Raw genomic sequence first — 20,668 nt, 5'->3', positions numbered from 1 at the left:
GCCCCCCGCGACAGATGATTGCAAAGTCCCGATGCCCCTATGACAATATTGTGACAGCGGCAATGGCGCTCTGCCGCTGCGGCGCTTTCCGTAAACGTCAATTCGATTGCAAAATGCAACGTGGTGCGTAAGCTGCACCCTAAAGATAGATGGGAGACGAAATCATGGCAGGCACGGCGAGCCCGGTGGACCAGGACGTCCTGATCGTGGGCGCAGGCATTTCGGGCATCGGCATGGCGGTGCATTTGCAGATGTATTCGCCGGGCCGCAGTTTCGGCCTCGCCGAGCGCCGCTCCGACCTCGGCGGCACGTGGGACCTGTTCCGCTATCCCGGCATCCGTTCCGACAGCGACATGCACACGCTCGGTTTCGTGTTCGAGCCCTGGAAGCATGAAAAGTCGATCGCCGACGGCCCGGCCATCCTCGAATATCTGAACCGCATCGTCGACGAACGCGGGATTCGCGAAAAAATCCGTTTCAACAGCAAGGTGGTCGGGGCTGACTGGGACAGCACTTCGGCGCGCTGGACCGTGACGATGGAAGACGACAACGGCACAAGGTCGACGACGACCGCGCGCTGGCTCTACCTCGGCTCTGGCTATTACGACTATGACGAGCCCTTCGACGCGCAGTTCACCGGTCGCGAGGACTTCCAGGGCCAGATCATCCATCCGCAATTCTGGCCCAAAGATCTCGACTATGCTGGCAAGAAGGTCGTCGTGATCGGATCGGGCGCTACCGCCGTGACGATCGTCCCGTCGATGACGGAAAAGGGCGACGGCAAGGGCGCCGCCCATGTCACGATGCTCCAGCGCACTCCGACATGGTATGCGATCCGCCCCGCGAAGGATGCCTTCGCGAACTTCCTGCGCAAGATCCTGCCGAGCGAACTCGCTTACAAGATCACGCGATTCAAGAATGTGAAGATGCAGGACATCGTCTTCCAGAAGGCACGCGACAAGCCCGAGAAGGTCCGCGATTTCCTGACCAAACAGCTGAAGAAGAACCTTGGCGATCGATACGACGCCGAGTCCTTCACCCCGCCCTATAATCCGTGGGAACAGCGGCTGTGCCTTGTACCGGACGCCGATTTCTTCGAAGCGATGAAGGCCGACAAGGCGTCCGTCGTTACCGACCATATCGAGCGTTTCGACGCAACCGGCATCCAGCTCAAGTCGGGCAAGCACCTTGACGCCGACATCATCGTTACCGCCACCGGCCTTAAACTCGCCGTCGCCGGCAAGATTCCGGTGCGCGTCGATGGCGAAACCGTCGATTGGAGCCAGCACTTCTATTACAAGGCGTGCATGTTCTCGAACGTGCCGAATTTTTCGGCAGTTTTCGGATATCTCAACGCCAGCTGGACGCTGCGCGCGGACATCGTCGCGGAATATGTGTGCCGTGTGCTCAATCATATGCAGCAGACCGGCACCACCATCGCGACGCCGGCGCTCGCCGACCCGGCGAGCCTGACCGAAGAGAATATCTTCGATTTCTCGTCAGGCTATATCCAGCGGTCGCTGCACATCATGCCGAAGAATGCCGACCAGCTGCCATGGCGGCTCAATCAGAACTATCTGAAGGACCGCGTCGACATGAAGACCGGCGCGATCGCCGATGGCGTGCTGACCTTCACCAACGCGGGTACCGCGGCGAAGGCGGCACCTGTTGCAGAGCTCGAAGCCGCCGAATAATTGTCAGCCGACGTGGCCGGGCTTGCCCTTGATCGAGCCCTTGGCGAAGTCCTCAAGCTGTTTTTCGGTCATGCTGTCGGCCATCTGCCTCGACGCACCCTTGAGCTTTGACTTGGGGGTATCGCCGCGTCTGGCGCCAAGCGCGGCGCCGGCGGCTCTCTGCTGGGCCTTTGATGTGGCGGGCATAGCCTGTCTCCTTCAGTTGACGGGTAGAAAATCGCGCGCGAACCCGGGCTTTACGACGCGAACCAGCGCCGCGGTCACCGGCACGTTGATCTTGTAGCTGCCCTCGGCGAACGGCCCGATCTCGTAAGGACCGATCGCAATCGTCATCCGGTCGAGATAGCGGCCGTCGGACGAGCCCAGCCAGACGGTCTGCGCCGAGGCTGGTGGGCATGTGCTGAACGGGCTTCCCGGTTCGTCGGGCGTCTGAATACCTTTCGCAGCCTTCGCCTGCCTGATCCGTGCGCAGAAATCCTCCCGGATCGCCGCGTCGAACGCTTCGGGACTGGTGAACAGGTCGAGAGGTTTCAGCGTTCGCCGCTTGTTGCGATCCCACAGCAAGGTCTCGAAGCTCGTCATGCCGTGCGCGCCGCCCATATAGGTCTCGATTTCGGCCGAGAGACTCAGGAACCGGGGCGTGTTCGTGACGCGGAGCCATTTCTGCAGATGGCTGTGCGCGTGATAGGGAAAGTCTCCCTTCGCCGAGGCTGCCTTGTCGCGTTCAGCCGCCCCGACGAGTGCCGAGCGCTTGGCTTCGCGGTCCGCATCGAGAAGTTTGGAGAGTTCGGGTATCTGCGCGGCCTCACGCGGATAGGCGTATGCGAAATCGATCAGGTCGCCGGTTTCCCTGACGTTCGAGGCAGGCGCGTTCTTCGCCCGCTCGTCCGCAGCACCATCCGGCGGGGCGCCCGGGACGGCAGCAGCAGCTACTCTTTCGGCCTTGTCGGCCTCGGCAGGGGCCTTGTCGGAGCAACCCGTCATGAGGACCAGCACGGGAAAGATCACGGCGACAGTTCGATACGTCATGACCCAATAACGCGGGGAATCGACAAAATATCCCCGGAGGCCTAGCACCCCGGCATGACCGACTATTCCGACCTGATCCAGCCCGACAAGGGACAGGATGCGCGCACGATCCATCTCGTCGACAAGAAGGGCTATGACGCGTGGCTCAAAACGCGCAGCGCGCGCGAACGCGCGCACCTCGCTGCGGTCGGATTCCGGCCCGATGCGTTCGTCCATGCGATCCTGCCCGGCGACGATCCCGAGCGGTGGGCGGTCGTTACGACGGTCGCCGATATCGGCAGCCTGACGGCCTGGTGCCTCGCCAAGCTCGCGCAGATTTTGCCCGAGGGCCGTTATCGCGTCGAAGGACATCAACCGGGCAAGGCGCTGTTCGGTTGGCTGAGCGCGCAATATCGTTTCGACGCCTATAAGTCGAACCCGCCGACGAAGGGCCCGCGGGTCCTGCTTACGACCGATGTCGGCGCGATCGCGCCGGTGGTCGCCGAGATGCGCGCGACCGAATTGGTCCGCGACCTCGTCAACACGCCGGCCGCCGACATGGGGCCAGCGGCCATCGAAAAGGCGGCGGAAAAGATCGCCAAGGCGCATGGCGCCAAGGTCACCGTCACCAAGGGCGAAGCGCTCGAGCAGGGCTATCCGATGATCCATGCGGTCGGGCGCGCCGCGGCGAAGCATCATGCGCCGCGGCTGATCGAGATCGAATGGGGCAAGGACAGTCATCCGCGCGTCGCGCTTGTCGGCAAGGGGATCAGCTTCGACAGCGGCGGGCTCGACATCAAGCCGGCGTCGGGCATGCGGCTGATGAAGAAGGATATGGGCGGCGCGGCGCATGTGCTCGCGCTCGCCGAACTGGTGATGGCGAGCGGGCTGCCGGTGCGGCTGCACTGCCTCGTGGCGGCCGCGGAGAATGCAATCTCGGCGGACGCCTTCCGGCCGGGGGATGTGCTGAAAAGCCGCAAGGGGCTGACGGTCGAGATCGGCAACACCGATGCCGAAGGCCGTCTGGTGCTCGGCGATGCGCTGGCGAAAGCGAGCGAAGAGAAGCCCGAACTGATCGTCGATTTCGCCACGCTCACCGGCGCTGCGCGCGTGGCGCTCGGTCCCGACCTCCCTGCCCTCTATGCCAACGACGATGCGCTGGCCGACGATCTGCTGAAGGGTGGCACCGAACGCGACGACCCGTTGTGGCGGATGCCGCTGTGGGACGGCTATGCGGATCTGCTAGAAACCGACATCGCCGATCTCGGCAATGCCGGAAGCTCGCCCTTTGCCGGATCGATCACTGCGGCGCTGTTCCTGAAACGCTTCGTCCCGGAAGGCACGCCCTGGGCGCATTTCGACACCTTCGCATGGAGACCTTCGGCGAAGCATGGCCGACCGAAGGGCGGTGCCGCGCTCGGCCTCCGCGCCGCTTGGGCGATGCTGCAGGCGCGTTACGACCGGCGCGGGAAAAATTGAACAAAACTTGATAAAGCGGGGTCCGCTGGTCTAATGCGCCGCGATTGTCCGCCCGGCGCGGAAAACGGTTTCTTACAGGACGACAAGTGACAGCGAACAGTGGCGAGAATTCAGCGGCAAACCGCGTGCGGATGGGACGCCCCGGCGTCGCCGGGCAGGGCCGCGACCGCTTCGGGCTGAGCGGTACGTCGCAGGCGTTCGATCCGCGCATCGTTGCGATCCGTCCCGACCTGGCCGATATCGCGGTCGCCGGTACCCACTTTGCGCCGCATTATGCCGCGCCGATGATGATGAGCGGCGTTCTGCCGGCGGCCGTCATGCGCAGCGCTCCGTCGCTCGACGCCGAGCAGACGAGTGAACTACTGTTCGGCGAGGGCTTCGCGCTCCTCGACCTCACCGGCGGCTGGGCGTGGGGATATTGCCTCGCCGATCATTATGTCGGCTATCTCGCCGCCGAAGCGCTCGGCACGCCGATCGCGCCGACCCACCGCGTCGACATGATCGAGGCGATGCTGCACTCGGACCCCGACGCCGCCAGCGGCGGCCCGGCTGTCCTGCCGCGCGGCGCGCTGGTGATGGGCGAAGCCGAAGGCGAATGGCTGAAGACCGCGCACGGCTATCTGCCGCTCGCCGCGCTCGTCGAGGTCGGCGCCGAACATGATGATCCCGCCGCTGTCGCCGAGGCGATGGTCGGCACGCCCTATCTTTGGGGTGGCCGTACCGCGAAGGGCATCGACTGTTCGGGGCTCGTCCAGCTCGCCTGGGCGTCGGCGGACATCCAGCTGCCGCGCGACAGTGATCTGCAGCTTGCTTCGCTCGGCGCCGACAAGGATATCGCGCGCGCCGATCTGGCACGCGGCGATCTGGTCTTCTTCCCCGGCCATGTCGGCATCATGGCCGACAACGACAATATCATCCACGCGAGCCGCCAGTGGATGGAAGTGCGCGTCGAACCGCTCGCCGAAGTCGCGAAGCGTTCGGCCGCCAAGGGCAATGAGGTCCCGGTCAGCGGCTATAAGCGACTGCGATAAGCCAATGACACAGACGGTCTTCATCGACGGCGCGGCGGGAACGACGGGCCTGGAAATCGCCGAGCGGCTTGCCGGGCGGAGCGAATTTTCGCTGATCGCCCTGCCCGGCGCCGAGCGCAAGGACGCCGCGCGCCGCGCCGAGGCGTTGAACGGTGCCGATTTCGTCATCCTCTGCCTGCCCGACGCCGCCGCGATCGAGGCGGTCGCTATGGTGACCAACCCCGATGTGCGGATCATCGACGCTTCGACCGCGCACCGCGTCGCGCCCGACTGGGCATACGGCTTTCCCGAGTTGAGCGCGGTGCAGCGTGATGAGATTGCAACTTCGAAGCGCGTCAGCAACCCCGGTTGCTATCCGACCGGCTTCCTCGCGCTCGTCGCGCCGCTGGTCGCCGCCGGCATCGTCGCGCGCGACGCGCGGCTCAGCATCAATGCGGTGTCGGGCTATTCGGGCGGCGGCAAGGAACTGATCGCGCGCTTCGAGGCCGACGGTGACATCGGCTTCCGCAGCTACGGACTGAACCTCGCGCACAAGCATGTGCCCGAAATGACGAAGGGGGCGAGCCTGACGCACGCTCCGATCTTCGCTCCGGCAGTGGTCCCCGTCTATCGGGGCATGCTCGTCGAGGTTCCGCTGGGTTTCGATACGCCGATGGCCGACGCGGCCTTCGATGCACTCGCGGCGCATTTCGAGGGGTCGCCGCTCGTCAGCGTCCGCCGTGCCGGCGACGAGAGCGAATTGCTGCTGCGCAAGAGCGACGCTGCGACCGACCGGATGGAGCTCATGCTCTACGCCAGCCCCGACAGCACGCAATTGCGGCTCGTCGCGCGGCTCGACAATCTGGGCAAGGGCGCAAGCGGCGCGTGCGTCCAGAATCTCAACATCATGGCGGGATTGCCCGAAACCGCGGGCCTGCGGCTCTGATCGTCAGTGGACGGTGTCGAGCGCCACGTCGATCGACAGATAGGTGATCAGCCGCTCGATCTGGCGCCAGCGCGCGAAATGGATGTGATTGCCGAGCACGCGATACTGCTCTGCACGCGCGGCAGCAGCGAAGCCGGCTTCCTCGCCATGCTCGCGGATCATCGCATGCGCATCGTCGACCGCACCGCGATCGGCAAGATAAGGTGCTGGCAGTTGCATGGTGTCCCCGGCCCGTTGCATTGCAACTCTTCTAGACAGCCCCCCCTCACCGCCGCGTTCCCGAGCGTAATGAACGCGCCGGTAAGGTTAATCGACGGCGCCACCCGATTAACCATCAGGCGCCCGCAATCGCCCATTTGCAGCCGCTGCAAGCCTGTGTAAGACTGTCGCCCATGCGCAAAATCCTGAAATATGCCGGCATCGCCCTCGTCGTCCTGATCGTCGCGGGCGGCGTCACATTCTATGTCCTTTCGCGGCCCGACGTGGCGCGCTTCTCGACCGCCGAACTCAGCGGCCGCGTGCCGGTGATGGCGTCGCAGAAGTCGGAAGTGCTGCCGACTATGAACGTCCCAGAGGCGACGAGCTGGCCCGCCGGACAGGCGCCGCGCGCCGCACAGGGGTTGACCGTCGGTCGCTTCGCCGAGGGGCTTGACCATCCGCGCTCGATGCTGGTGCTGCCGAACGGCGACGTCCTCGTTGCCGAAGCCCAGAGCCCGCCGCGCGACAGCTCGGGCATCGAGGGCAAGGTCATGGGCAGCCTGATGAGCAAGGCCGGCGCCGGCGGCAAGTCGGCGAACCGCATCACCCTGCTCCGCGATGCCGACGGCGACGGCAAGGCCGAGGTCAAGGCGGCTTACATCACCGGCCTCAACTCACCCTATGGCATGGCACTGGTCGGCAAGACGCTTTACGTCGCGAACACCGATGCCATCCTGTCGTTCCCCTATGTCGAGGGGGAGACGAAGATGAGCGGCAAGGGCACGAAGATTGTCGACCTGCCTGCCAGCGGCACCAACCGCCACTGGACGAAAAGCCTCGCGGCGGCGCCGAACGGGTGGCTGTATGTCGGCGTCGGCGCCGATTCGAATATCGGCGAAAAGGGCATGGGCAACGAAACCCGCCGCGCCAGCGTGCTCGAAGTCCGGCCCGAAAACAAATATGTCCGTACCTTCGCTGCGGGCATCCGCAATCCCGTCGGCCTCAGCTTCTATCCCGGCAGCAACCAGCTGTGGACCGTCGTCAACGAGCGCGACATGCTCGGCAGCGATCTGGTCCCCGACTATCTGACCGACGTCGACGAGGGCGATTTCTATGGCTGGCCCTGGTATTATTGGGGCGGGTTCATCGACCCGCGGGTCGAACCCGAGGCCGAGGATCGCCGGCAATATGTGAAGCGCCCCGACTATGGCCTCGGCGCCCATGTCGCGCCGCTGGGCTTTACCTTCACCGACAAACTGAATCTCGGCGAGCGCTGGGCGAACGGCGCGCTGATCGCCCTGCATGGTTCGTGGAACCGCGAACCCGTCGCAGGCTATGATGTCGTGTTCGTCAAGTTCGGCGCGAACGGCAAGCCGGTCGATGCCCTGCCCGTCACCTTTCTCGACCAGTTCCTTGCCAAGGACGGCAAGACGACCCGCGGCCGCCCGGCCGACGTCAAGGTAGCGAAGGACGGCAGCGCGCTGGTCGCCGACGACACGGGCAACACGATCTGGCGGGTGGCAAAGGCCGGGTAAGCCCCGGCCCGCGCGGCCTCAGCCGCCGTTCTTGTTCGCTTCGATCGTCGCGGTGAGAGCCTTCGAAACCTGTTCGAGGCTGGTCGAGATGATTGCGGTCTCGGCATTGCACCGCGTGACCTCTGTCTTGAGATCATTCTGGACCTGGCGGACGACCGGCGGCGGGATCAGCGCCGAGATGTCGACCGCAGGCGACCGCGCGCGGATCTTGCCGACGAAATAGGTGGCAAAGCTGTCGAAGATCGCCTTGTCGGACTCGGTCAGCTTGTCGCCGACCCGGGTCTGGAACATGTTGAACGCCAGAATGCAGCGCGCATCGGCCACATCCTGCGCCGACTGGGCCATTGCCGGTGCTGCGAGGCCGAAGGCCAAGGCTGCAACGAACAGCGGACGCACGATACGCATCGTCAGACGCGCATCGGCATGAGAACGTAAAGCGCGGGGCTTTTTTCGCTCTCGCGGATCAGCGTCGGTGCGTTGGCGTCGGCAAGGTGAAGCTCGACGGTGTCGCCATCGACCTGGCCCAGAATATCGCTGAGATAGCGCGCGTTGAAACCGATCTCGATCGAATCGCTGTCATAGGCTGCCGCGACCTCTTCGGCGGCGGTGCCATTCTCGGGGCTGGTCACCGACAACGTAATGCGATCCTTGTCGATGCCGACCTTGACTGCGCGGGTCTTCTCGCTCGCGATCGTCGAAACGCGGTCGACGCCCTGGTACAGGCTCTTCGGATCGACCTTGAGCAGCTTGTCGTTCGCAGTCGGAATGACGCGACTGTAGTCGGGGAAGGTCCCGTCGATCAGTTTCGAGGTGAGCACCGCATTGCCGAGCTGGAAGCGGATTTTCGAGGCCGACAGGCTGATCTCGACATTGCCTTCGGCTTCGTCGAGTAGCTTGCGGATCTCGCCCACGCATTTGCGCGGGACGATGACGTCGGGCATCGTCGAGGCGCCGTCGGGACGCGTCACCGTGTAGCGCGCGAGACGGTGGCCGTCGGTTGCCGCAGCCTTGAGCACCGGCCCCGTCGCATCCTCGGCGACGTGGAAGAAGATGCCGTTCAGATAATAGCGCGTTTCCTCGGTCGAGATCGCGAAGCGCGTCTTGTCGATGATCTGGACGAGTTCGGCGACGGGGAGCTCGAAGCTGGTCGGCAGGTCGCCCTCGGCGATCACCGGGAAATCGTCGCGCGGCAGCGTCGGCAGATTGAAGTTCGAACGGCCGGCCTTGACCTGCATCTTGCCTTCGGCGGCCGCAAGGCTGACCTCGGACCCTTCGGGCAGCTTGCGCGCGATTTCGAACAGCGTGTGTGCCGAAACCGTGGTGGTGCCGGGCGTTTCGACCTTGGCGGCGATCGTTTCGACGACCTGCAGGTCAAGATCGGTCGCCATCAGCTTCAGCTGACCGCTGCTGTCGGCTTCGATCAGGACGTTCGACAGGATGGGAATGGTGTTGCGCCGCTCGACCACGGACTGGACGTGGCCGAGGCTCTTGAGCAGCACCGCACGTTCGATCGTCGCTTTCATATTGTCACATCATCCCTGTAGTGCGGGAAAAGTCCCTGAGAGTCCGGCGGGGCGGGCATTTCGCCCCGAATCCCGTCCCCCGAAAATGTCCACCTTCCTTAACGTGCGCCACGCGCCGTGCAAGCCATGCTTGCAAAGCATCCCCAATCGCGCAAACGGGAGGAATGCGGCGCAAGGCCTTCCTTTTCCTGATCGCAGCGGCGGTACCCGCGACGGCGCTTGCCGCGCCGCGGACCGCGCTCGGCATTTTCGATGGCTGGGGGGCGTTCCGCGAGCCCGCCACCCCGCGCTGTTATGCCATCGCCGCGCCCTCGGCGACGATCGGGACGCCGCAGGTCAAGGCCTATGCCAGCGTCGGCTATTGGCCGAAATCGCGCATCCGCGGACAATTTTACGTCCGCCTGTCAAAGACGCGCGCGCCGGGGCGCGAACTGCGCCTGACCGTCGGCAGCCGCCGCTTCATCCTGACCGGCAACGGCGTCCACGGCTGGGCGAGCGATGCCCGGATGGACGCCGCGATCATCGCCGCGATGCGATCGGCACCGAGCATGAGCGTCGAGAGCAGCAGTGATACGGGACGCGCCATCGCCGACACCTATCGCCTGCGCGGCGCGGCGACAGCGATCGATGCCGCTGCGCTGGGATGCGCAAGCATCCGCTGACGAGCTTTTCCGAAGATGCAGGACGGCAGACACTTATGAAGACAATCGGCCTGATCGGCGGTTTGAGCTGGGAAAGCTCGGCCGAATATTATCGCCTGCTCAACCGGGCCGTGCGCGATCGGCTGGGCGGACTGCACGCCGCGAATATCGTGATGCACTCGCTAGACTTCGCTCCGGTCGCGGCGCTGCAGGCGGCGGGCGACTGGCCGGCGCTCGATCGCGCGATGGTCGAGGCGGCCGGCGCGCTCGAACGCGCCGGAGCCGACATGCTGCTGATCTGTTCGAACACGATGCATCGCTGCGCCGGGGCGATCGAAGCCGCTTCCACCCTGCCCCTGATCCACATAGCGGACCCGGTGACGGCAGCGGTCAAGGGGTCGGCGCTACGGCGGGTCGGTCTGCTCGGCACGGCCTTCACGATGGAGCAGGATTTCTATCGCGGACGGATGGCCGAAGCGGGCCTCGAGGTGATCATTCCCGACGACGCCGGGCGCGCGGCGGTGCACGGGATCATTTATGACGAGCTGGTTCGGGGCATCATTCGCGAGGAGTCGCGCGCCATCTACAGACAGGTTATCGGGGCGCTTGTCGCGCGCGGCGCGGAAGCCATTGTTCTCGGCTGCACCGAGATCATGCTCCTGATCGGCGAGCAGGATAGCGCGGTGCCGCTGTTCGACACGCTGGCGCTGCATGTCGATGCGGCGGTCGAAGCCGCGTTCTAGCCGCGCCCCAGCTTCGTCAGTTCGCTCGCGAGGAAATCGAGGACCAGCCGTACGCGCGGCACATGCCGCAGCCGTTCGTGGGTCAGCAGCCACAGCCCCGTCGTATCCTCCCGCTTTGGCGGGATGCAACGGATCAGGTCCGATTCGCGGTCGGCGAGGAAAGCCGGCAGGATGGTGAGCCCCATTCCGGCGCGCACGCCGGCGAGCAGGCCCGTGCCGGTGTCATATTTCATGACCACCGACTCCTCGAGCCCATATTGCCGCAGCCACGCCTGATACGGCTCCCAGACATAGCCCCCACCGCCGATGAAGGGATGGGTCGCGAGTTCTTCGCGCGTGTGCGGAATGCCGTGGCGGTCGGCGTAATCGCGGCTGCAATAGACCGTCCAGGGATTGTCGGCGATGCGTCGCCCGACAAGACCTCCGCCGGTCGGCTGCTTGCTGCTGCGTATCGCGATATCCGCCGCGCCCGCGCCCAGGTCACGCGTTTCGTCGGACGTATCGAGATGGATATGAATCCCGGGATGCGCGGCGCGCAGGTCGCGGAGGATCGGCGGCAGGACGGTCACCGCAAAGATTTCCATCGTCGTCAGGCTGACCGTTCCGCCCGCATCGCGCGACCGCGCGCCCGCGGCTTCGCCGAAGCGCTCGGCCGCGTCACGGACCGCAACCGCGCTCGCGACCATCGCCTCGCCCACGGGGGTCAACGCGTAACCCGCCTGCCGCCGCTCGAAGAGGTTGAGGCCGGTTGCCTCCTCCAACGCCGCGATCCGCCGCGCGACGGTCGTCTGGCTGACGCGCAGCGCCTGCGCGGCGGACAAGGTGCTGCCCGTCTCCGCAACCGCCAGAAAGGCCTTGAGGTCGTTCCAATCGTACATGACGTCTTGTGCGTCATAATCGCCCGGCCCTCATTCTGCAATTTTGCAGAATACTCGCGCAACATCGTTGCTCCTTTCAGCCGCGGCGATGGATTATCTGCTTCTCCACCGGCTTCCTCCCCTCCTCAAAAGCCGGCCGATGGAGACACAAGATGAAAAAGCTTCTGATCCTCGCCGCCCTGACCGCCGCATCGTTCGGCCAGCCGGCTCTCGCCCGGTCGGCACCGGCAAATCCCAGCGCGACCGTCCAGCACAGCGACCTCGACCTGCGTACCGACGCGGGCGCCAGGGCGCTGAAGCACCGGATCTGGCGCGCCGTGGTTGCCGTGTGCGGAACGACGTCGGACTTCGACCTCGAAGGCAAGAACGACATCCAGAATTGCCGCCGCGACACGCTGGCGCTCGCCTCCGCCCAAGCCGAAGTCGTGGTCGCCAATGCCGCGACCGCACAGCCGATCCGGATCAGCTCGATCCGGAACTGATCGCATTTTCCGATTGCCTCCGGCCCCCTCCTTCGGCTTAGCTGATGGCGGGGTCCAGATGGAGGCGGGGAATGAATATCATTGGAGCTTTGAGCGCGTCGATCCTTCTTGCGGCGGCAGGCACCGCATCGGAAGGCTGGCGCTTCGTCGATACCGGATCGAGCAATGACGGAATCGTCAGCGCCTATTATGTCGATTCCTATTCGGTTGTCCGAAATGGCGACACGGTGCGCTTTCGCACGACGACGATCTTCAACAGGACGACCGCGGACCGCGACTGGGACCGGTCGATCACGACGCGCGAGGGCAGCTGCGCCGCCAAAGCATCAGCGATCCTGACGAACGACTATTATAACCACGGCAAATTGCTCGAGCATAACACCGATCCCGGCGAAGTGCGGACGCACAGCGAAGGCTCGATGATGCACGGCGCGATGAGCATGGTGTGCGGCGACGAAGCCTATGCCGGCCCCGTCGTCGCCGATCCCGTTGCGTCGGCCAATGCCGAGTTTGCCAAACTCGGCGGCTAGAATACGCCTTTCCCCGGCGCTTCCCGCCGGGACTGGCGTAAACCGGGCTTTGCCACTATATGGCCGCGCATCATGCAGATTCCCGGCCATATCGATCCCGTCACCACGGGCACCGTTCCCTTGCGCGGCGGCAACCGCATCGACCTTGTCGGGCTGACCCGCGACGCAATCCGGGCCGAGCTGGTCGAGGCGGGCCTCGACGCCAAGGGCGCGAAACTGCGCGCCAAGCAGATCTGGCACTGGATCTATCATCGCGGCGTCACCGATTTCGAGGCGATGACCGACATCGCGAAATCGATGCGCCCATGGCTGACCGACCGCTACATCATCGGCCGCCCGACCGTGCGGCAGGCGCAGGTGTCCAACGACGGCACCCGCAAATGGCTGCTCGCCGCCGCCGACGGGCAGGAATATGAGATGGTGTTCATCCCCGACGCCGACCGGGGAACGCTGTGCGTGTCGAGCCAGGTCGGCTGCACGCTCAATTGCCGTTTCTGCCACACGGGTACGATGCGCCTGGTGCGCAACCTAGCCGCCGGCGAGATCGTCGGGCAGGTTCTGCTGGCGCGCGACGCGCTCGGAGAATGGCCTAAAGGCACGATGGCCTCGACCGCCGACATCGACGACGAGGATGACGATGCCGGTCACTACACGTCCGACGGCCGCATGCTTACGAACATCGTGATGATGGGCATGGGCGAGCCGCTCTATAATTTCGACGAGGTCAAGGGCGCGCTCAAGATCGTCATGGATGGCGACGGGCTGGCGCTGTCGAAGCGCCGCATCACCCTGTCGACGAGCGGCGTGGTGCCGATGATGGCGCGCGCGGGCGACGAGATCGGCGTGAACCTTGCGGTTTCGCTGCACGCGGTGAACAAGGAAATCCGCGACGAGATCGTCCCGCTCAACCGCAAATACGGCATCGAGGAACTGCTGCAGGCGTGCGCCGACTATCCGGGCGCGAACAATGCGCGGCGCATCACCTTCGAATATGTGATGCTGAAGGACAAGAACGACAGCGACGAGGACGCGCGCGAACTCGTCCGGCTGATCAAGCAGTACAAGCTGCCCGCGAAGGTCAACCTGATCCCGTTCAATCCCTGGCCCGGCGCACCCTATGAATGTTCGACGCCCGAGCGCGTGCGCAAGTTCAGCAACCTTATTTTCGAAGCGGGCATTTCGGCGCCGATCCGTACGCCGCGCGGCCGCGACATCATGGCGGCGTGCGGACAGCTCAAGAGCGCGGCGACCAAGCCGACGCGCGCCGAACTCGACCGCATCGCCGAAGAGAAGCAGGCCGCGCTCGGCTGAGTGTCGGGGCGTCGTCACGCCCGTTGCAAATCTTCCGACCTCACGTCCCGCGGAGCCTCGTTCCGGCCGCGCCCCGCCACGCCCGATCGGGTTTCGTCCGGGTGCGGCGACGGGCGATCGCACCGTAAGATCGCGTGCGCAACCGCGCCTTGGCCAGAAGCGCAGTTAACTGGCATTTCACATCCATTGCCAAGACGCTCGCCTCGCCCGGAACTGTGTTGCATAAATAGCACAGGTAATAAAATTGTCATATTCTGAACGATGCGTTCATTGCGGCGACAGGTCGCAACCCCATTTAGGGGCCGGATCGCGACCCAAAGGGCGCGGTTCAAAAAACTGAGTAAAGGAAAAGAATATGAAGAAGTTCGCAGTTGCAGCCGCTCTCCTGACGGCCATCGTTGCAACCCCCGCCATGGCTGCCGAAGGCGGCGAAGCCCGCGTCGAAGTGCGCGGCGGCTATGTGACCGGCAGCGGCCTTGACGACGCCACCATCGGTGCGGCCGCCGGCTATGATTTCGACCTCGGCAGCAAGGCGTTCGCCGGTGCCGAAGTCGCTGGCGACAAGGTTCTGAAGGACGGCTTCGACGTTCAGTTCTCGGCTGGCGGCCGTATCGGCGCCAAGGTCGGCACCGCGGGCAAGCTCTATGCCACCGGCGGTTACACCTTCAGCGACATCGACGATCCGTACATCGGTGCCGGCTACCAGCACAAGCTGGGCCAGAACCTGTACGCCAAGGCCGAATATCGCCACCAGTTCATCGGCAACTTCAGCGACTTCGACACCTTCGCAGTAGGCCTCGGCCTCGCGTTCTGATCTGTCGGAACCCGCGAAAGCAAGAGAGGGGCGGCCTGCGGGTCGCCCCTTTTCTTTTGGGCGCGATCCGGCCACGGTGAAGCCATGACCGCTTTTGCCTATATCGCTGCCGCGCTGGCCGAGATCGCCGGATGCTTCGCCTTCTGGGCGTGGCTGCGGCTGGACAAATCCGTCTGGTGGATCGCGCCGGGGATGCTCTCGCTGGCGCTCTTTGCCTGGCTCCTGACGCTTGTCGACGCCGATCACGCCGGGCGGACCTACGCGGCCTATGGCGGCATCTATATCGTCGCGGCGCTGTTGTGGCTGTGGGCGGTCGAAGGCGCAAGACCGGACCGCTGGGACGTGATCGGGGCAATCATCTGCCTCGGAGGTGCGGCCATCATCCTGTTCGGGCCGCGGGGAGCGACGGCATGAGCTATGTGATCGACGCGGTGCTGACCGGCAAGGCGCGGGCCTTTCGCGGCGACGAGGCGAGCGCGATCGCGAAGGCGCCGGTCGCGGGCGCGCTTCACGTCGGCCTTCTCGGTATCGACGGCGACGAGCAGGCCGACCTGACGGTGCACGGCGGCGTCGACAAGGCGATCCACCATTATCCCCGCGATCATTACGACTGGTGGGCCGACGAACTTGGTAGTCACGCCCTGCTCGATGCGCCCGGCGCATTCGGCGAGAATATCTCGACCGAGGGGCTGGTCGAGAGCGAGGCGTGCGTCGGCGACCGCTATCGCCTCGGCAGCGCGCTTGTCGAGATCAGTCAGGGGCGGCAGCCGTGCTGGAAGCTGGGGCACCGCTTCGGTGTCGCAACGGTGCCGGCGACGGTCGTCACGACGCGGCGGAGCGGCTGGTATTATCGGGTGATAGAGGAAGGCGCGGTCGCCGGGGGCGATACGCTGGAACTGGTCGAACGGCCGCTGCCCGAGTGGAGCGTCGAACGGACCTTTCACCTGCTCATCGGCGGCGCCGGCAAGCGCGAGCCGGAGGCGCTGCGAGCGCTCGCTGCGATGGACGCGTTGGCTACGACGTGGCGTGCGCGGGCAGAGAAGTTGCTGGGCTGACGCTTACTTCGCGTCGGGCAGCGCATCCTCGACCAGCGGCGCAAGGCCTTCGACCACGATCTTCACACCCTTCGCATTGGGGTGGATATGGTCACCGAGCATCAGATCGGGCTTGCCGACGACATTGTCGAGAATGAACGGGTAGAGGCTTGCGTCATATTTCGCGGCAAGCTCGGGATAGATCGCGTTGAAAGCCTTTGCATAATCGGGGCCGAGATTGGGCGCCGCGACCATGCCGGTCAGCACCACGGGGATATTTCGCTTCTTCAGTTCGGCCAACATCGCGTCGAGGTTGGCGCGCGTCTGCGCAGCATCGATCCCGCGCAGCATGTCGTTGCCGCCGAGCCCCAGCACGACGAGCGCAGGCTTCGCCTTCGCATTGTCGAGCACATAGGTGAGCCGCTGGCGCCCCGCCGCGGTCGTGTCGCCCGAGACGCCGGCATTCTGGACCCGCGCGACGACGCCATCGTCCGCAAGTGCGGCCTGCAACTGCGGCGCCAGCCCTTCCTTCGGGCCGAGCTGGTAGCCGGCGTAGAGACTGTCACCGAATGCAATGACAAGCGGCGCATTCGCCGGGATCGCAGCGGCCGCCTTCGTTTCGGCCTTGCCGTTCGTCGATGCCGCCGGCGCCTCCGCCGAGCCGCACGCGGCAAGCGGTTGGCAAAGCGCGATTACGCAACCATATATCAGGGCAGAACGCCATCCGGCCGTTTTCATTCCAAAGGGTCCCTTCTTGACCGACGCGCATCGCCCCCAAGAAACAGGGGCGCCCGATCTGGCGATCGCCGCCCATAATGTGACGCTCACTTTGGGGAGCGACAAGGCCCCCGTCGAAATTTTGCGCGGAGTCGATCTGGAGGTCGATGCCGGGAGCTCGGTGGCGCTGCTCGGACCGTCGGGATCGGGCAAAAGCTCGCTGATGGCGGTGCTCGCGGGGCTTGAGCGCGCGGGCGGCGGCACGATCAAGGTCGCGGGGCTCGATTTCGGAGCGATGGACGAAGATGACCTCGCGCGGGCGCGGCGCGGGCGCATCGGCATCGTGCTGCAGGCCTTTCACCTGCTCCCTACGATGACGGCGCTCGAAAATGTTGCGGTGCCGCTCGAGCTCGCGGGGATCGACGATCCGTTCGGCAAGGCGCAAGCCGAGCTCGAAGCCGTCGGCCTTGGGCATCGGCTGACGCACTATCCCGCGCAGCTTTCGGGCGGCGAGCAGCAGCGTGTCGCGATTGCGCGCGCGATGGCGAGCAGCCCGGCGATCATCTTCGCCGACGAACCGACGGGCAATCTCGACACCGCGACGGGGCAGTCGATCATCGAGCTGATCTTCGCGCGCCGCGCGGCGCTCGGCGCCACGCTGCTGATCATCACGCACGACCCCGATCTGGCCGAACATTGCGACCGCGTCGTCGTGATGCACGACGGCCGCATCGAAGAGCGGACCGCCTGAGCGTGCTGCCATTCGCGACCCTCTGGCGGATCGCGCGTCGCGATCTCGCAACGCGAATCCGTGGGCTTCGCCTGCTCGCGGTGTGCCTGTTCCTTGGCGTCGCGACACTGGCGGCAATCGGCAGCCTGACGAGCGGGATCACCTCCGAACTCGAACGGCGCGGCCAGACGATCCTCGGCGGCGATATCGAGTTCAGTCTGCCCCAGCGGCAGGCCAGCGCCGAAGAAATGGCCGGCTTCCGCAGTATCGGCGCGCCATCATCGACGGTGCGATTGCGCGCGATGGCAAACGACCCCGACGGCGAAGCGTTGCTGTCCGAGCTGAAGGCGGTCGATGGCGCCTATCCGCTCTACGGAACGATGCGGTTGGAGACAGGCGTCCGCAAGGGTCCGCCTCCCGCAGGATCGATCTGGATCGGCAAGGATCTGGCGTCACGGCTTCAGCTCAACGTCGGCGGCACCGTCAAGTTTGGCGAAAAGATTTTCAGGATCGACGGCATCATCGCCGAAGAGCCAGACCGGCTGGGCGAAGGCTTCACGCTCGGCCCCGTCGCGATCATCGGCCTCGACGATCTTGCCGGTACGCAGCTCATCCAGCCGGGCAGCCTCTACGAAAGCAAATATCGCGTCCGCCTGCCCGCCGATGCCAACCCCGAAGCGGTCGGCAAGCAACTGACGGCCAAATTCCCCGACGCCGGCTGGGACATCACCGACAGCAGCAACGGCGCCCCTGGCACGCGGCGCTTCATCGAGCGGATGGGGCAGTTCCTGTCGCTCGTCGGTCTTGCCGCGCTGGTGATCGCGGGGATCGGCGTCGGCAATGGTGTTGCGAGCTATCTTGCAGGCAAGCGGCCGGGGCTCGCGACACTCAAGGTTCTGGGTGCCGACAGTGCGGCGGTGCTTCGCATCTATGGCCTGCAGATCCTTGCCGTCGCCGCGGCGTCGATCGGCGCCGGACTGGTCGTCGGCGCGCTGATGCCGACGATCATCGGCGCGGTCGCGGGCGATGTGCTGCCGGTACGGCCCGGCTTCGCCCTCTATCCGCTGCCGCTGATCGTCAGCGCGGCCTATGGCTTGCTGATTGCGATTGCCTTCGCCCTGCCCCCGCTCGCCGCGACGCGGCACGTTCCCGCCGCGGGCTTGTATCGCGCGACGGTCGACGGCGCGGCGAGGATCGACCGGCGAACGGTGATTTCGGTCGGCGCGGCGCTGGCGGCGATCATCGCACTGGCGGTCGGCACCGCGCGCGAGCCGCTATTCGCGCTGTCGTTCATCGGGGCCGCAATTGGCCTGCTGCTGATCCTCGTCGCCCTTGGATGGCTGGTACGGCGCACGGCAAGCCGCGTGCCGCGTCCGAAACGCCCGCTCTTGCGGCTAGCTGTCGCGAACCTGCACCGGCCGGGTGCCGCGACGGGGGCGCTCGTCGTTGCCTTGGGGCTAGGGCTAACGCTCTTCGTGACGCTCGCAGCGATCCAGACGAGCATCACCGCCGAAATCGCACGCACCGTGCCGCAGCGCGCGCCAAGCTTCTTCGTGCTCGACATTCCGCGCGGCGACGCAGCCAAATTCCGGTCGATGGTGGTGGACGCCGCGCCCGACGCACAGGTCAACATGATCCCGGCGCTGCGCGGCAGCGTGACGGAATTCAAGGGCCAGCGCGTCGATGAACTCGCCGAACTGCCGGAGGGCGCGTGGGTGCTGCGCGGCGATCGCGGTCTGACCTATAGCCCGACCCTGCCGAACGGCAGCGAGCTCGTTGGCGGAAAATGGTGGACGGCCGACTACAAGGGTCCGCCGCTGGTGAGCGTCGAGCAGGAGGTCGCCGCATCGCTCGGCCTCAAGCTTGGCGACACGCTGTCGGTCAATGTGCTGGGGGTCGAGGTGCAAGCCAAAGTGGCGTCCTTCCGCACCGTCGAGTGGGACAATTTCGGTCTCAACTATGTGCTCGTCTTCTCGCCGGGTACGTTCGATGCCGCTCCGCACAATATGGTCGCGACGGTCGCGGTGTCGCCCAAGGCCGAGGTAGAGCTCGCGCGCAGCATTCCGCGCGCCTTTCCGTCGGCCTCGCTGATCCAAGTCCGCGACGTGGTGTCGCAGGTGACGACTCTGCTCACCCAGATGAGCCAGGCGATTGCCGCCGCTGCGAGCATCGCGATCCTCGCCGGCATCGCGGTGCTGATCGGCGCGATCGCGGCGAGCCGCGAGCGGCGCGTGTACGACAGCGTGATCCTGAAGCTGCTCGGTGCGACGCGCGGCCAGATATTGGGCGCGCAGGCGATGGAATATGCGGTGCTCGCGGCGATCCTTGGCGTGCTGGCGCTCGCGCTCGGACTGGCGGGCGCTTGGTATGTCGTAACGCAGCTCTTCGACTTCCGCTTCGCGCCTGATCCCGTCGTCGTCGGGTTGACGTTGATTGGCGGTGCGGGCCTGTCGTTCCTGATCGGGATTGCAGGAAGCTGGCCCTTGCTGTCGGCCAAGCCGGCGCAGGCGCTGCGCAGCCTCTAGTTCAGCAACCGGACAAGCGCCGAGATTCCAGCCGCGCCAAGGACGACCGCAACGATCGTCCGCCACACCGGAACCGGAACACGGCCGAAAAGCCGCGTGCCCACATAATCGCCTAGAACCATCGGCACAAAGAGCGCCAGCGACAGGATGAAGAGCTTCATCGTCGCGAGGCCGAGCCACAGCGATGCGAGCGTCCCCGCGATTGCGGTCGCGAAGAAGACGAGCATCATCGACGCGCGCGCGGTCGCAGGCTCGATCCGCTGGCGAAGATAGAAGGGCACGACCGGCGGCCCCGGCATCGCGGCGAAGCCAGTCAGAATGCCCGACGCGATGCCGGTGGCGCCAATCGCGGTTCGGCTCGGTCGATGGCCGTCGGGATGCTGCGGCATCAGGATCAGCAGGAACGCACCGATCGCGATAACCGCGATCAGCAACCGGGCGACGTCGGGCGTCACGGCTTTCAACGCCATCATGCCGAGCGGCGTCGCGAGCATGGCGAGCAGCGCGATCGGCACCGCGGTGCGGCGGTCTGCGTCGTTCGCGATCCGGCGGAAACCGACCGGCCCGATCAGCAGTTGCAGGATGATCCCGAGTACCACGGCCTCGCCCGGCGGCATGAGCATACCGAGCAGAGGCACGAGAATGATTGCCATCCCGAAGCCGGTAAGCCCGCGCACAAATGCGGCACCGAAGGTCATCGCCGCGGCGGCGGCGAAGGCGAGCGGAGTCATGTCCACAAGCTGGATCAATGCCCCCATCGCTACCCCTTTTTCCTCCACTTCGGATACGGAAGGGCTGCCGATGGGCGCAAAGATCGATAACCGCAAGACTTTCCTAACCGGGCGATGCCTAGGAAATTGCAGGGCTTGA

The 20,668-nt window shown here is 65.3% G+C and carries 23 protein-coding genes; 15 read left to right on the top strand and 8 right to left on the bottom strand.

Annotated features, from left to right (window positions below):
- Positions 1-164: 164 nt before the first annotated feature.
- Positions 165-1,694, top strand: coding sequence for an NAD(P)/FAD-dependent oxidoreductase (locus tag L7H23_RS17560; RefSeq protein WP_237837155.1), 1,530 nt, complete (start codon positions 165-167; stop codon positions 1,692-1,694).
- Positions 1,695-1,697: 3 nt separating this feature from the next.
- Here the strand turns inward: L7H23_RS17560 and L7H23_RS17555 are convergent, their stop codons facing one another.
- Both L7H23_RS17555 and L7H23_RS17550 read right to left on the bottom strand, forming a co-directional pair.
- Complete coding sequence (locus L7H23_RS17555; RefSeq protein WP_237837154.1) at positions 1,698-1,880, bottom strand: DUF3008 family protein; 183 nt, start codon at positions 1,878-1,880, stop codon at positions 1,698-1,700.
- 12 nt (positions 1,881-1,892) lie between these two features.
- Complete coding sequence (locus tag L7H23_RS17550; RefSeq protein WP_237837153.1) at positions 1,893-2,723, bottom strand: DUF4163 domain-containing protein; 831 nt, start codon at positions 2,721-2,723, stop codon at positions 1,893-1,895.
- Positions 2,724-2,777: 54 nt separating this feature from the next.
- Between L7H23_RS17550 and L7H23_RS17545 the strand changes: the two genes are divergently transcribed.
- From L7H23_RS17545 to argC, 3 genes are all read left to right on the top strand, one after another.
- Positions 2,778-4,181 (top strand): leucyl aminopeptidase family protein, encoded by a 1,404-nt coding sequence (locus tag L7H23_RS17545; protein ID WP_237837152.1) that lies wholly within the window; start codon positions 2,778-2,780, stop codon positions 4,179-4,181.
- 86 nt (positions 4,182-4,267) lie between these two features.
- Complete coding sequence (locus L7H23_RS17540; RefSeq protein ID WP_237837151.1) at positions 4,268-5,212, top strand: C40 family peptidase; 945 nt, start codon at positions 4,268-4,270, stop codon at positions 5,210-5,212.
- 4 nt (positions 5,213-5,216) lie between these two features.
- Complete coding sequence (gene argC, locus L7H23_RS17535; protein WP_237837150.1) at positions 5,217-6,137, top strand: N-acetyl-gamma-glutamyl-phosphate reductase; 921 nt, start codon at positions 5,217-5,219, stop codon at positions 6,135-6,137.
- A gap of 3 nt (positions 6,138-6,140) precedes the next feature.
- On the opposite strand, the gene L7H23_RS17530 is transcribed toward argC, so the two are convergent.
- On the bottom strand, positions 6,141-6,356 hold the full coding sequence (locus L7H23_RS17530) for a hypothetical protein (RefSeq protein ID WP_237837149.1): 216 nt from the start codon (positions 6,354-6,356) through the stop codon (positions 6,141-6,143).
- Between the two features lie 173 nt (positions 6,357-6,529).
- On the opposite strand from L7H23_RS17530, the gene L7H23_RS17525 reads away from it, so the two are divergent.
- The gene (locus tag L7H23_RS17525) at positions 6,530-7,870 is read left to right on the top strand and encodes a sorbosone dehydrogenase family protein (protein WP_237837148.1); all 1,341 of its coding nucleotides are present in this window, start codon (positions 6,530-6,532) and stop codon (positions 7,868-7,870) included.
- Between the two features lie 18 nt (positions 7,871-7,888).
- Here L7H23_RS17525 and L7H23_RS17520 read toward each other — a convergent pair whose 3' ends face one another.
- Together L7H23_RS17520 and dnaN are read right to left on the bottom strand one after the other, a co-directional pair.
- Positions 7,889-8,275 (bottom strand): hypothetical protein, encoded by a 387-nt coding sequence (locus tag L7H23_RS17520; RefSeq protein ID WP_237837147.1) that lies wholly within the window; start codon positions 8,273-8,275, stop codon positions 7,889-7,891.
- A 2-nt stretch (positions 8,276-8,277) separates the two neighbouring features.
- On the bottom strand, positions 8,278-9,393 hold the full coding sequence (gene dnaN, locus L7H23_RS17515; RefSeq protein ID WP_237837146.1) for a DNA polymerase III subunit beta: 1,116 nt from the start codon (positions 9,391-9,393) through the stop codon (positions 8,278-8,280).
- A 164-nt stretch (positions 9,394-9,557) separates the two neighbouring features.
- On the opposite strand from dnaN, the gene L7H23_RS17510 reads away from it, so the two are divergent.
- Positions 9,558-10,055 carry a hypothetical protein gene (locus tag L7H23_RS17510; RefSeq protein ID WP_237837145.1) on the top strand — a complete coding sequence of 166 codons (498 nt, stop codon included), beginning with the start codon at positions 9,558-9,560 and terminating at the stop codon, positions 10,053-10,055.
- A 35-nt stretch (positions 10,056-10,090) separates the two neighbouring features.
- Positions 10,091-10,777 (top strand): aspartate/glutamate racemase family protein, encoded by a 687-nt coding sequence (locus L7H23_RS17505; RefSeq protein WP_237837144.1) that lies wholly within the window; start codon positions 10,091-10,093, stop codon positions 10,775-10,777.
- Here L7H23_RS17505 and L7H23_RS17500 read toward each other — a convergent pair.
- Complete coding sequence (locus tag L7H23_RS17500) at positions 10,774-11,655, bottom strand: LysR family transcriptional regulator (protein WP_237837143.1); 882 nt, start codon at positions 11,653-11,655, stop codon at positions 10,774-10,776. The genes L7H23_RS17505 and L7H23_RS17500 overlap by 4 nt on opposite strands.
- 152 nt (positions 11,656-11,807) lie before the next feature.
- Here L7H23_RS17500 and L7H23_RS17495 point away from each other — a divergent pair, with 152 nt between their 5' ends.
- From L7H23_RS17495 to L7H23_RS17470, 6 genes are all read left to right on the top strand, one after another.
- A complete protein-coding gene (locus tag L7H23_RS17495) occupies positions 11,808-12,137 on the top strand; it encodes a UrcA family protein (RefSeq protein ID WP_237837142.1) in 330 nt (109 codons plus the stop codon).
- Positions 12,138-12,208: 71 nt separating this feature from the next.
- Positions 12,209-12,667 (top strand): surface-adhesin E family protein, encoded by a 459-nt coding sequence (locus L7H23_RS17490; protein ID WP_237837141.1) that lies wholly within the window; start codon positions 12,209-12,211, stop codon positions 12,665-12,667.
- A gap of 72 nt (positions 12,668-12,739) precedes the next feature.
- A complete protein-coding gene (rlmN, locus tag L7H23_RS17485) occupies positions 12,740-13,978 on the top strand; it encodes a 23S rRNA (adenine(2503)-C(2))-methyltransferase RlmN (protein WP_237837140.1) in 1,239 nt (412 codons plus the stop codon).
- A 355-nt stretch (positions 13,979-14,333) separates the two neighbouring features.
- Positions 14,334-14,792 carry an opacity family porin gene (locus L7H23_RS17480; protein WP_237837139.1) on the top strand — a complete coding sequence of 153 codons (459 nt, stop codon included), beginning with the start codon at positions 14,334-14,336 and terminating at the stop codon, positions 14,790-14,792.
- A gap of 84 nt (positions 14,793-14,876) precedes the next feature.
- Positions 14,877-15,206, top strand: a complete 330-nt coding sequence (locus tag L7H23_RS17475) for a YnfA family protein (protein ID WP_237837138.1) — start codon at positions 14,877-14,879, stop codon at positions 15,204-15,206.
- Positions 15,203-15,847 carry an MOSC domain-containing protein gene (locus L7H23_RS17470; RefSeq protein WP_237837137.1) on the top strand — a complete coding sequence of 215 codons (645 nt, stop codon included), beginning with the start codon at positions 15,203-15,205 and terminating at the stop codon, positions 15,845-15,847. The genes L7H23_RS17475 and L7H23_RS17470 overlap by 4 nt, the downstream gene beginning before the upstream one ends.
- 3 nt (positions 15,848-15,850) lie before the next feature.
- Here L7H23_RS17470 and L7H23_RS17465 read toward each other — a convergent pair whose 3' ends face one another.
- Positions 15,851-16,564 (bottom strand): arylesterase, encoded by a 714-nt coding sequence (locus tag L7H23_RS17465; RefSeq protein ID WP_237837136.1) that lies wholly within the window; start codon positions 16,562-16,564, stop codon positions 15,851-15,853.
- Positions 16,565-16,580: 16 nt separating this feature from the next.
- On the opposite strand from L7H23_RS17465, the gene L7H23_RS17460 reads away from it, so the two are divergent.
- A complete protein-coding gene (locus L7H23_RS17460) occupies positions 16,581-17,294 on the top strand; it encodes an ATP-binding cassette domain-containing protein (protein WP_237837135.1) in 714 nt (237 codons plus the stop codon).
- 2 nt (positions 17,295-17,296) lie between these two features.
- Positions 17,297-19,798, top strand: a complete 2,502-nt coding sequence (locus tag L7H23_RS17455; RefSeq protein WP_237837134.1) for an FtsX-like permease family protein — start codon at positions 17,297-17,299, stop codon at positions 19,796-19,798.
- Here L7H23_RS17455 and L7H23_RS17450 read toward each other — a convergent pair.
- A complete protein-coding gene (locus tag L7H23_RS17450) occupies positions 19,795-20,556 on the bottom strand; it encodes a sulfite exporter TauE/SafE family protein (RefSeq protein ID WP_237837133.1) in 762 nt (253 codons plus the stop codon). The two genes, L7H23_RS17455 and L7H23_RS17450, sit on opposite strands and share 4 nt — an antisense overlap.
- Positions 20,557-20,668 lie beyond the last annotated feature (112 nt).

Source organism: Sphingopyxis sp. BSN-002 (genome assembly GCF_022024275.1).
Lineage (GTDB): Bacteria > Pseudomonadota > Alphaproteobacteria > Sphingomonadales > Sphingomonadaceae > Sphingopyxis.
The sequence above is the reverse complement of the archived record's forward strand: the minus strand, read 5'-3'. Positions and strand labels throughout refer to the sequence as shown.

Coding starts and splice junctions, on each gene's coding strand:
- L7H23_RS17505 (WP_237837144.1), top strand. CDS start 10,091: ATGAAGACAATCGGCCTGATCGGCGGTTTGAGCTGGGAAAGCTCGGCC.
- L7H23_RS17545 (WP_237837152.1), top strand. CDS start 2,778: ATGACCGACTATTCCGACCTGATCCAGCCCGACAAGGGACAGGATGCG.
- argC (WP_237837150.1), top strand. CDS start 5,217: ATGACACAGACGGTCTTCATCGACGGCGCGGCGGGAACGACGGGCCTG.
- L7H23_RS17530 (WP_237837149.1), bottom strand. CDS start 6,356: ATGCAACTGCCAGCACCTTATCTTGCCGATCGCGGTGCGGTCGACGAT.
- L7H23_RS17500 (WP_237837143.1), bottom strand. CDS start 11,655: ATGTACGATTGGAACGACCTCAAGGCCTTTCTGGCGGTTGCGGAGACG.
- L7H23_RS17465 (WP_237837136.1), bottom strand. CDS start 16,564: ATGAAAACGGCCGGATGGCGTTCTGCCCTGATATATGGTTGCGTAATC.
- L7H23_RS17495 (WP_237837142.1), top strand. CDS start 11,808: ATGAAAAAGCTTCTGATCCTCGCCGCCCTGACCGCCGCATCGTTCGGC.
- L7H23_RS17560 (WP_237837155.1), top strand. CDS start 165: ATGGCAGGCACGGCGAGCCCGGTGGACCAGGACGTCCTGATCGTGGGC.
- L7H23_RS17510 (WP_237837145.1), top strand. CDS start 9,558: ATGCGGCGCAAGGCCTTCCTTTTCCTGATCGCAGCGGCGGTACCCGCG.
- L7H23_RS17520 (WP_237837147.1), bottom strand. CDS start 8,275: ATGCGTATCGTGCGTCCGCTGTTCGTTGCAGCCTTGGCCTTCGGCCTC.
- dnaN (WP_237837146.1), bottom strand. CDS start 9,393: ATGAAAGCGACGATCGAACGTGCGGTGCTGCTCAAGAGCCTCGGCCAC.
- rlmN (WP_237837140.1), top strand. CDS start 12,740: ATGCAGATTCCCGGCCATATCGATCCCGTCACCACGGGCACCGTTCCC.
- L7H23_RS17490 (WP_237837141.1), top strand. CDS start 12,209: ATGAATATCATTGGAGCTTTGAGCGCGTCGATCCTTCTTGCGGCGGCA.
- L7H23_RS17475 (WP_237837138.1), top strand. CDS start 14,877: ATGACCGCTTTTGCCTATATCGCTGCCGCGCTGGCCGAGATCGCCGGA.
- L7H23_RS17525 (WP_237837148.1), top strand. CDS start 6,530: ATGCGCAAAATCCTGAAATATGCCGGCATCGCCCTCGTCGTCCTGATC.
- L7H23_RS17480 (WP_237837139.1), top strand. CDS start 14,334: ATGAAGAAGTTCGCAGTTGCAGCCGCTCTCCTGACGGCCATCGTTGCA.
- L7H23_RS17470 (WP_237837137.1), top strand. CDS start 15,203: ATGAGCTATGTGATCGACGCGGTGCTGACCGGCAAGGCGCGGGCCTTT.
- L7H23_RS17450 (WP_237837133.1), bottom strand. CDS start 20,556: ATGGGGGCATTGATCCAGCTTGTGGACATGACTCCGCTCGCCTTCGCC.
- L7H23_RS17555 (WP_237837154.1), bottom strand. CDS start 1,880: ATGCCCGCCACATCAAAGGCCCAGCAGAGAGCCGCCGGCGCCGCGCTT.
- L7H23_RS17550 (WP_237837153.1), bottom strand. CDS start 2,723: ATGACGTATCGAACTGTCGCCGTGATCTTTCCCGTGCTGGTCCTCATG.